General features: G+C 74.7%; 8 protein-coding genes. 4 read left to right on the top strand and 4 right to left on the bottom strand.

The window, feature by feature from the left end:
* Complete coding sequence (locus OHS82_RS19320) at positions 1-1,260, top strand: acyl-CoA dehydrogenase family protein (RefSeq protein WP_328434204.1); 1,260 nt, start codon at positions 1-3, stop codon at positions 1,258-1,260.
* A 137-nt stretch (positions 1,261-1,397) separates the two neighbouring features.
* Here the strand turns inward: OHS82_RS19320 and OHS82_RS19315 are convergent, their stop codons facing one another.
* Complete coding sequence (locus tag OHS82_RS19315) at positions 1,398-2,819, bottom strand: alpha/beta fold hydrolase (RefSeq protein WP_057577758.1); 1,422 nt, start codon at positions 2,817-2,819, stop codon at positions 1,398-1,400.
* A gap of 285 nt (positions 2,820-3,104) precedes the next feature.
* Between OHS82_RS19315 and OHS82_RS19310 the strand changes: the two genes are divergently transcribed.
* Complete coding sequence (locus OHS82_RS19310) at positions 3,105-3,428, top strand: 2Fe-2S iron-sulfur cluster-binding protein (protein ID WP_057577757.1); 324 nt, start codon at positions 3,105-3,107, stop codon at positions 3,426-3,428.
* Positions 3,429-3,455: 27 nt separating this feature from the next.
* Here the strand turns inward: OHS82_RS19310 and OHS82_RS19305 are convergent, their stop codons facing one another.
* The gene (locus OHS82_RS19305; protein WP_328434203.1) at positions 3,456-4,289 is read right to left on the bottom strand and encodes an NAD(P)H-binding protein; all 834 of its coding nucleotides are present in this window, start codon (positions 4,287-4,289) and stop codon (positions 3,456-3,458) included.
* Between the two features lie 208 nt (positions 4,290-4,497).
* Here OHS82_RS19305 and OHS82_RS19300 point away from each other — a divergent pair, with 208 nt between their 5' ends.
* Positions 4,498-5,472, top strand: a complete 975-nt coding sequence (locus tag OHS82_RS19300) for a helix-turn-helix transcriptional regulator (RefSeq protein ID WP_057577755.1) — start codon at positions 4,498-4,500, stop codon at positions 5,470-5,472.
* Here OHS82_RS19300 and OHS82_RS19295 read toward each other — a convergent pair.
* A complete protein-coding gene (locus OHS82_RS19295) occupies positions 5,469-6,428 on the bottom strand; it encodes a D-2-hydroxyacid dehydrogenase family protein (protein WP_328434202.1) in 960 nt (319 codons plus the stop codon). The genes OHS82_RS19300 and OHS82_RS19295 overlap by 4 nt on opposite strands.
* 106 nt (positions 6,429-6,534) lie before the next feature.
* A complete protein-coding gene (locus OHS82_RS19290; RefSeq protein WP_057577753.1) occupies positions 6,535-8,238 on the bottom strand; it encodes a bifunctional 3'-5' exonuclease/DNA polymerase in 1,704 nt (567 codons plus the stop codon).
* Positions 8,239-8,309: 71 nt separating this feature from the next.
* On the opposite strand from OHS82_RS19290, the gene OHS82_RS19285 reads away from it, so the two are divergent.
* Positions 8,310-9,461 carry a DUF2786 domain-containing protein gene (locus tag OHS82_RS19285; RefSeq protein ID WP_328434201.1) on the top strand — a complete coding sequence of 384 codons (1,152 nt, stop codon included), beginning with the start codon at positions 8,310-8,312 and terminating at the stop codon, positions 9,459-9,461.
* Positions 9,462-9,479: the final 18 nt, after the last annotated feature.

Below are 9,479 nucleotides of genomic sequence, written 5' to 3'. Positions count from 1 at the left end.
ATGACGACCGAGACGACCGAGACGACCGAGACGACCGGGACGACCGGGACGACCGGGACGACCGAGGCGACCGAGACGGCGGAGCGGGTCGGCGGCCCGGCGGACGCCGCGGAGGTGCTGAAGCGCGTCCGGGAGTTCGTCCGCGCGGAACTGCTGGCCAAGGGCGAGTACTTCGACGGCCTGCCCGAGCAGCCCACCGCCGAGTCGGCCCGGCTGCACGCCGCCGGGCTGGCCAACTGGTGGATCCCGGCAGCGTACGGGGGCGCCGGCGCGTCCCTCGCGGACAGCGTGGACATCGTGTCCGAACTGGCCTACGGCGACGCCGGCTTCGCGTTCGGCTCCTTCCTGCCGGTGCTCGGCACGGTGATGCTCCAGCTGCACGGCGACGAGGAGGTGGCCCGACCCGTCCTGGAGCGTCTCGTCCGCGACGGCGGACGGCTGGGCATCCTCGGCAGCGAGGAGGACGCGGGCAGCGAGCTCAACCGCACGGCCACCACCTTCCGCCGCGACGGAGACGACCTCGTCCTCGACGGGGAGAAGTACTTCTCCACCAACTCCGACCCGGCCGACACCCTGCTCGTGCTCGCCCGGTCCGCCGACGACGACGGCGACTACGCCGTCGTCGCGGTGCCCCGCGCCACGCCGGGGGTGGAGATCGTCAAGCGCTGGGACATGCTCGGCGTGCGCGGCTCGGGCACCTACCGGGTCCGGCTGCGCGACTGCCGGGTGCCTGCGGCGGGCCGGCTGCGCGGCAACGGGCTGCGCCTGCTGGAGATCGGGCTCAACGCCAGCCGCATCCTCATCGCCGCCACCGCGATCGGCGTCGCCCGCAGAATCCGGGACCTGTCCATGGAGTACGCGGCGCAGAAGCGGATCAAGGGCGCGCCGCTGCGCGAGAACGCCGTGTTCGCCGCCAAGCTCGGCCAGATCGAGATGACGATCGACGTGATGCGCAACCAGTGCCGGGCGGCGGCGGCCGAGTTCGACCGGTTCCTGGCGGCGGAGAACCCGGCCGCGGCCCTGTACCGGGTGGGCACTCTGCGCTCGGCGCTGGCCGCCAAGCTGTACTGCGGCCAGGCCGGCTGGGAGGTCGCGACGACCGGCTCGGAGATGTTCGGCGGGCTCGGCTACACCCACGACCATCCGATCGGGAAGCTGGTGCGCGACCTGCGCTACGTCGCCATCGTGGAGGGCGGCGACGACGTGATGCGCGAGCTGCTCTACGCCCGGTACGTCGTCCCGGCGGGCAAGCGCCGCTGACGGGACGGCACGCTACGGCGAAGGGGAGGGGCCGGTCGGCGGGCCCCTCCCCTTCGCTTCGTGTCGCACATCCCCGGGGATCCAGGAGTCCCCCGGGGATGCGGACGCCCCCGGGGGATGCGGACATCCCCCGGGGGTCAGGCGTCCTCGGGAACCGGCGGCGGCTGGTGCACGCCGGGCACGCCCACCCGGGCCGGCGGCAGCACCCCGTCCACCAAGTACCCCTCCACATAGGCCTCGAGGCGCGGATTGCCGCCGCTCAGCACGTAGACCTCGTGCTCGCCGGAGTTCTCCACCAGGATCAGATGGTGGCCGAGGCGTTCCGCCAGGGCCTCGCCGCCCTCGCGGTGGTCCATGGGATCGCCGTCGGCCTGCACGACCAGGCCCGCCGGATAGCCGTCCCGGGCGAGCACGGTGGGCGGCTCGGGCGACCGGAAGGTGCGGAACGCGCCGACCCAGGGAGCCGCCCGCAGCACACCGTGCCCGTAGGGGTAGCGCTCCCGGCAGGTGCGCATGTCCGCGTAGTAGGTCTCCAGGTCGGTCGGCCACTCCGTCTCCAGCGTCACCGCCTCGAGGACGCTCTGCTTCCACTGCTCGCTGGCCCGCGCCCCCCAGCCGCCCGTGGCGTGCTCGGCCAGCAGCTTCGCCGTCCGCTCGTCGGCGCCCTCGGCGAGCGCGTCCCGCAGCGCCCCGACCAGCAGTCCCAGCCGCTCCCACGCCGAACGGTCGGTGGCCAGACCGCCCACGATGCCGTCGAACGAGGTCCGCACGGACGCCCCGAGCCGGCCCTCCAGCTGCGCGGCGACGCCCTCCACCGCGGCCACGGCGAGCGATGCCGACGTCCCGAGGGCGAAGTGGTTGTCGCGCCTCGCGGTCCACCCGGCCCAGCGGTCCACGTTCTCGCGGACCGCCCGGGCCTGGGCCACGAACTGCTCACGCCAGGTCCAGCCGGGGTGCACGCAGGAGTCGAGCACACTGCGGTCCAGGCGCTCGGGGAACATCGTCCCGTAGACGGCGCCGACGTAACTGCCGTAGGCGTAGCCGAGGAAGTTCAGCTTCTCCTCGCCGAGTGCGACCCGGACGGAGTCCATGTCGCGGGCGATATTGCGGGTGTTGACGTGCGGACGCATCTCGCCGCCGGCCCGCAGGCACCCCTGCTCGCGCTCGCGCATGTCGGCGGCCATCGCCTCGAACGCCGAGTCCGGCGGCCGTGAGTCGAAGGGCGCGGTGGTGGGGGTGACCTCGATGCGCAGCGGCGTGGAGGCGCCGGTGCCGCGCGGGTCGAAGCCGATCAGGTCGTACACCTCCGCGAGGGGGGTGCCGGCCAGCCGGGCCGGCATGCCGGTGCCGAGGCCGCCGTCGCCGCCGGGCCCGCCGGTCACCCCGATCAGGACGCCCCGCCGGCGTGCGGGATCCGTGGCGGGCAGCCGGCTGACGGCGAGGGTGATCCGCGTGCCGTCGGGATCGGTGTAGTCGAGCGGGACCTCGAGCGTCGCGTACTCCAGGCGTTCGCCTGGTCCTGCGGCCGTCCACGTGAGCCGCTCGCCGGTCTTCGGCATGGGTGCCTCCTGTGCGCCATGAGTGCCGTACGTACCGGCCAGCCTCCAGCGTGCCTCTCGAACCGACCTGGAGTGCCGGGCGCACCGACCTGGAGGACGGGGCGCACCCGCCCGGAGCCCGGAAGCGGCGGCGGTCCGCAGGCCGCGTTCGATCGAGCCCCCAGCGACTCCCCAGGACGGCGCGGCACGGTGGGCGGCGAGAGCACCGCAGGCATCCGTGGAACGTACGCCGGCGCGGCTCCGCGGCACGTGCGCGGACGCGCGAACGCAGGGAGGACACTTCGCATGGCCAGGATCACCTACCGGAGTCCGGACGGAACCCCCACGACCCTCGACGTCCCCGAGGGGAACTCCGTGATGCGGGGGGCGGTCGTGGGCGGCGTCGACGGCATCGTCGGCGAGTGCGGCGGCGGCGCCATGTGCGCGACCTGCCACGTCTACGTCGACCACGGCAGCCCGGTCACGCTGCCGGCCGTGTCCGACATCGAGGACGAGCTGCTGTACACGACGGCCTGCCCACGCCGGGAGAACAGCCGGCTCAGCTGCCAGCTGCCGGTCACCGACGCGATCGACGGTCTGGTGGTGGACGTCCCGGAGCGGCAGGTGTGACACGGGCCGCCCCGGGGTCCGGCCGCGTCAGAACGCGGCGGCGTGCTCGGACACCCAGTCGCGGTAGCTGCGGGGAGCCCGGCCGGTGATCTTCTCGACGTCGGCCGTGACAAGGGCGGGCCGGCCGACCGAGTCGGCCCAGACCTTGAGGATGTCGTCGAGGACCGGCCCGGGGACGTGCGCGCTCATCGCCTCGCGGACGGTCTCGGCGGGCAGCTCCTGGTAGGTGACGGGGCGGCCGAGCACCTCCCCGATGATCCCGGCCTGGTCGGCGTGGGTCAGCGACTGCGGGCCGGTCAGCCGGTGGATCTCTCCGGCGTGACCGTCCTCGGTGAGCGCGGCCACGGCCACGGCGGCGATGTCGGCCTCGTGGATCGGCGCGGCGGTGGCCTCGGCGTAGGCGCCGCGGACCACGTCGCCGCCCTTGGTCTGCCCGGCCCACATCAGTGTGTTGGCGGCGAACACGTCGGGCCGCAGGAAGGTCCATTCCAGGGTGGAGCCGCGCAGCGCCCGCTCGATCTCCGCGTGGTAGGCGGCGATCGGGCCGTCCTGCTCCTCGGACTCGTCGTCCACCGAGCCGGAGGACAGCAGCACCACCCGGCGTACGCCGGCGGCCTCGGCGGCGGCGACGAAGGCCGGCCCGCAGCCGGGGGCGGCGAACAGGAACACCGCCTCGACCCCCTCCAGCGCGGTGGCGAGCGAGGCCGGGTCGGCCAGGTCGAGCGCGACGGTCCGCACTCCGGCGGGCCAGGTCGCCCGCTCCGGGGCGCGCGACGCGGCCCGCACCTCGCGGCCCTGTGCGAGCAGCATCTCCAGTGCGCGACGGCCGACGTTCCCGGTGGCTCCGGTGACGAGGATCATGACGTTCTCCCTTGCTGTGCCGGTGGTTCTGCTTGCCTGTGGTTCTGCGTGCCGGTGGTTCTGCGCGCTGTGGTTCTGCGCGCTGTGGTTCGGTGCGGCGGCGGTGCCGCGGGCCGTTCCCTCGCGGGCCGGCAAGAAAGACACTAGGAAGCCCTGAGGACAGGTTCTGTCCTCGACCGGGTGCGATCGATGAGGAGTTTTCCGCCAGATGCTCGAGACCTCGGCCCGATTACTGCGGCTGCTCTCCCTGCTGCAGTCCCGTCCCGACTGGCCGGGCCCGGAGCTGGCCGAGCGGCTGGGCGTGACGACGCGCACCGTCCGCCGGGACGCGGACCGGCTGCGCGAGCTGGGCTACCCGGTGCGGTCCCTGGCCGGCCCCGGCGGCGGTTACCAGCTCGGTGTCGGCGCGGCGCTGCCGCCGCTGCTGCTGGACGACGACGAGGCGGTCGCGGTGACCGTCGGACTGAGGGCCGCCGCGTCCGGCTCGGTGGCGGGCTTCGAGGAGACCTCGCTCAGGGCGCTGGCCAAGCTCGAGCAGGTGCTGCCCTCACGGCTGAAGCACCGGGTGGCGGCGATGCAGTCGGCGATCCTGCCGCTGACGGCGTCCGGCCCGGCCGTGGACGCGAACCTGCTGGCGGTGCTGGCCGCCGCCTGCCGGGGACACGAGAGCGTGCGCTTCGGCTACCAGGGCAGGACGCGCCGCGTCGAGCCGTACCGGCTGGTCCACACCGGACGCCGCTGGTATCTGCTGGCCTTCGACCTGGAGCGCGACGACTGGCGTACGTTCCGTCTCGACCGCGTCGACGCCGCCCCGCAGTCCGGGCCCCGGTTCACCCCCCGGCCCGGCCCCGCCGAGGACCTGAACGCCTACCTCACCGACAAGCTGTCCTCGGCCCCCTACCGCTGCCGGGCGACCATCCTCTTCCACTGCCCGGTGGACGCCCTCGCCGAGCACACCTCTCCCACCGCCGGCCGTCTGGAGCGGTACGACGACCGCTCCTGTCTGTTCCACACGGGCGCCGCGACCCTGGACGAGATCGCGTTGCACATCGCGCTCAAGGGCGTCGACTTCGAGGTCCTCGACCCGCCGGAACTCGGCGACCACCTCCGCGCCCTGGCCGCCCGCCTCACCCGCGCCGCCGACCGCACCCCACCACCCCCGGCGCCCGGCCCCGGCGGCTAGCCCAATACCCGTACCGGTGCCCCCGCCAGGTATGCGCGGATGTTCTCCGCCGCCTGTCCGTAGTACTGCTCGTAGTTGGCCCGGGACACGTACCCGAGATGGGGAGTTGCCAGCAGACGGGGAGCCGTCCGCATCGGATGGCCGGCGGGGAGCGGTTCGACGTCGAAGACGTCCACCCCCGCTCCCGCGATCCGCCCTTCCCGCAGCGCCGCCAGCAACGCCTCCTGGTCGACGATCGCCGCGCGCGAGGTGTTCACCAGGTAGGCCGTCGGCTTGAGCAGCGCGAGTTCGGCGGCGCCGAGCAGCCCCCGGGTGCGCTCGCCCAGCGCGAGATGGACCGACACGAAGTCGGCCTCGGACAGCAGCTCCTCCTTCGAGGCGGCCCGCCGCACACCGACCTCCCGCGCCCGTTCCTCCGTCAGGTTCTGGCTCCAGGCGCTCACCTCCATGCCGAAGGCGAGGCCCACCCGGGCCACCAGGCCGCCGATCTTCCCCAGTCCCAGCAGCCCGAGCCGCCGCCCGTGCAGGTCCGCGCCCACCGTCGACTGCCAGGGCCCGCCCTCGCGCAGGGCGGTGTTCTCCTGGACCAGCCCGCGCGCGAGACCGAGCAGCAGCGCCCAGGTCAGCTCGACCGGCGGGGTCGACGCGCTCAGGGTGCCGCAGACCGTCACCCCGTTCGCCTTCGCCGCCGGGAAGTCGATCACCGAGTTGCGCATGCCGGAGGCGATCAGCAGCCGCAGCCGGGGGAGCCGGTCCAGCAACGACGCCGGGAAGGCGACGCGTTCGCGCAGGGTGACCACGCAGTCGAAGTCGGCCAGCGCCGTGGCGAGTTCGTCCTCGTCGCCGAAGTGCTCGGTGAAGGCGACGACCTCGGCCTCCTCGCCGGGCACGGACCAGTCGGCGACGGATGTCGCGACGTTCTGGAAGTCGTCGAGTACGGCACAGCGGAAGGGCACGGCGTCTCCTCCGGAAGGGGCGGCTCCACGGGCAGGCCCGCGGGCAGGACCGTCCGAGACTACGGCGGACCCGTGAGCGCCCCGGCAACCCCCTCCGCCGGACCGGTCACTTGGCGTCGGCGTAGCACTCCACGACGGCCGTGGTGAACGGGAACCGCACCGGCGTCTCCCCGAACGTCAGCCGGCCGGCCAGGTCGGACGCCTCCCGGATCGCCGCGACGACCGTGTCGGCCTCCTCCCGCGGGCAGTGCACGATCACCTCGTCGTGCTGGAAGAAGACCAGTTCCGCCGCCATGTCCGCACAGGCCCGCCGCAGTGCGGCGAGCAGCAGCAGCGCCCAGTCGGCGGCGCTGCCCTGGACGACGAAGTTGCGGGCGAACCGGCCGCGCGCGCGGGCGTCGGTGGAGGCGTAACCGGGCGTCCACTGGCGGTCGTCGGCGCTGTCCTCCTCGGCGGGGCCCGCCGGGTCGTCGACGGGGATGCCGGCTTCCTCGGCCTCGACCGCCCCGACGGCCGGCGGGCACGTGCGGCCGAGCCAGGTCCGCACCAGCCGGCCCTCCTTGCCGGCCCGGGCCGCCTCGTCGACGTACTCCACCGCGCGCGGGAAGCGGCGTCGCAGGGCGGCGAGGTTCTTCAGGCCGTCGCCGGAGGTCTGCCCGTAGACCGCGCCGAGCACGGCGAGCTTGGCCTGGTCGCGGTCGCCGGAGAAGGCGCGGTCCGAGACGGACTGGTAGAGGTCGCTCTCCCGGCCCGCCACCTCCATGAGACCGGGGTCGCGGGAGATCGCCGCCAGCACGCGCGGCTCCATCTGGTCGGCGTCGGCGACCACGAACCGCCAGCCGGGATCGGCGACCACCGCCCGCCGGATGACCTTCGGGATCTGCAGGGCGCCCCCGCCGTTGGTGACCCAGCGCCCGGTCACCGTGCCGTGCGCGAGGAACTCCGGCCTGAACCGCCCGTCCCGCACCCAGTCCTGCAGCCAGGACCATCCGTGGGCCACCCGGATGCGGTACAGCTTCTTGTACTCGAGCAGCGGCTTCACGGCCGGATGGTCGAGGGACTGGATCTCCCACCGCCTGGTCGACCGCACCCGGATCCCGGCCTGGCCGAAGGCCTTCACCACGTCGGCCGGCAGGTCGGGGCGGACACGGCGCCCGAAGGCGGCCGACACCTCGTCCGCCAGTTCCGCCAGCCGGCGGGGCTCGCCGCCGCCCGCATACCGCTCACCGAGCAGGTCGTCCAGGAGCGTGCGGTGCACCTGCGCGCTCCAGGGCAGCCCGGCCCGGTTCATCTCGGCGGCCACCAGCATCCCCGCCGACTCGGACGCCGTCAGCAGCCGCATCCGCGCCGGGTGTTCGGCCCGCTCGTGCCTGCGCTGCTGCTCCGCGTACACGGCCAGGAGATCCGCCAGCGACAGCCCCGCGGCGGCCCGCGGTTCGAACAGCGAGGACTGGGCGCCGGGCTCGGCGGAGCGCTGCGGCGGGTCCGGCGGGACGGGGCCGCCGCGCAGCCGGGCCAGTGCCGCGGCCGCCGATCGGGGTTCGCCGGACCGGCCCTCGTGGCCGAGCAGGAGCGTCTCGGCGTCCTCCACGTCGTAGCACCGGTCGACCCGCACGCCCGCGTCGAGCAGGCGCGGGTAGACCTCGGGCGTGGAACGCCAGACCCAGCGCACGACGTCGGGCCGCTCCCGCACTGCGCGCGCCAGGTCCGGCTCGCGCAGCGACGGGCCGGCGGGCAGGCCGTCGGGACCGAGGGGGGCGAGTTCCACGCCACCGTCCTCGGCCGGAGCGAGCGCCCACCGGTCGGCCATACCGCGAGTGTGGCAGGGGGGTCTGACAGTGCGGGGGAGGTGCGGCGAGCGGCGCATGGCACGATCGAACGGTGAGCAGCACCAGCAGCGACCCGGCCGGCGCCGTCGAACGCGCCCTGCGGACCGCCCTCTACGACACGGCCGACGCAGCCCTCGACTCCGGAGCGTCCCTTCTCGCCGCCGACCCCGCCGCGGACGCGGAGCTCGCGCGGCGCGGCGCGGAGTTCGTGGCGGCGCTCTGGCGGCGCGGCTGGCAGCCCGCGGACCTCGTGCGGATCGTGCGGCGCGACCTGGACGGCGCCCATGTGGGCCTCGTCGCGGCGCTGATCCGCGCGCAGGCGCGCGACGACCGGGCGCGCGGTCGCCGCTGGGCGGCGCAGCTGGCGGAGCTGCCGGCCGGGCCGCCCCCGTCCGCGGACCGCTTCTCGCACGCCACGGCGACCCTGGAGCTCTACCGTCTGCTGCTACGCCTGCCCGGCCTCGACCCTCTCGACGAGCCGGGGCGCGGGCGCGGTCACCGGCGGGGGTCGGAGGCCGGGTCGCCCGCGGACTCCTCCGCCCGCATGCTCACCCGGATCCGCGCGCTGCTCGCCAAGGCCGAGGCGACCGGCTTCCCGGAGGAGGCCGAGGCGCTCACGGCGAAGGCGCAGGAGCTGATGGCCCGGCACAGCGTCGACGAGGCCCTGCTCGACGCCCGGGCCCCGGCCCCGGACGCGCCGGGCGCCTGCCGGATAGGCGTCGAGCCGCCGTACGAGCAGGCCAAGGCGGTGCTGTTGGACGCGGTCGCCGACGCCAACCACTGCCGGGCCGTGTGGAACGAGCCGTTCGCCTTCTCCACGGTCGTCGGCTTCGAGGCGGACCTCCAGGCGGTGGAACTGCTGTACACCTCGCTGCTGGTGCAGGCGCAGTCGGCGATGGCCAAGGCGGAGGCGGCTCAGCGGGCGAGCGGCCGTCGGCGGACCAAGACCTTCCGGCAGTCGTTCCTCGCCGCGTACGCCCACCGCGTCGGCGCCCGCCTCACGGCCGCCGCCGGGACCCAGGTCTGCGACGACCTGCTGCCGGTCCTCGCCTCCCGCGAGGTCGCGGTCACCGCGGCGACGGACCGCATGTTCCCGCAGACGGTCTCCACCCGCCTGCGCGGCGTCACGGACGAGGCGGGCTGGACCGAGGGCGCGCAGGCGGCGGACCGGGCCCGCGTGCAGTCCCGGCCCCGCCTGCCGTGACCGCTCGGTGTGCGGGTT

The organism is Streptomyces sp. NBC_00425 (genome assembly GCF_036030735.1).
Taxonomy (GTDB): domain Bacteria; phylum Actinomycetota; class Actinomycetes; order Streptomycetales; family Streptomycetaceae; genus Streptomyces.
This window is presented reverse-complemented; position numbering and strand designations above follow the sequence as displayed.